This is a genomic window from Bradyrhizobium sp. MI1.3, assembly GCF_055811695.1.
On the sequence record NZ_JBVVPQ010000267.1, the window covers coordinates 1 to 428 of the forward strand.

Below are 428 nucleotides of genomic sequence, written 5' to 3' on the forward strand. Positions count from 1 at the left end.
CAGCATGGTCCGAATCCAGAGTGGGACTTTCAAGCCTCGTTTAGCAAGCTTGATGATAGAGGTCGCACCAACGATCAAGAGCGTCCGTAGTTGCCGATTTCCACGCTTTGATATCGCGCCGAGCCTTTCTTTTCCGCCGCTCGACTGTGCCCTCGGTGTTAGCCCCGTCCAAGCCGCAAAATCTCGTGCAGTCGCAAAATCGCGAGCATCCAAGACCGATGTTCGAACGGTAGCGGCGATGAGAGGACCGACGCCCGGCATGCTCATCAGACGCCTTGCATCAGCGTCCTGTCTGACGGCAACCAAAATCTCCCTGTCGAGCTTCTCTATGCGGGTTGTAAGCAGCTCAATCTGTTCGGCAAATAGGATCAGGGCAAAGCGGGCGGCGCCGGGGATCCTGTTGTCTTTTTCGTCCCGGAGAAGCACCA

The 428-nt window shown here is 56.5% G+C and carries 1 protein-coding gene; it reads right to left on the reverse strand.

The features are described from left to right. Window positions 1-428: transposase (locus tag AC0L3A_RS40970; RefSeq protein WP_473256612.1), on the reverse strand; the 428-nt coding region annotated here is incomplete at both ends.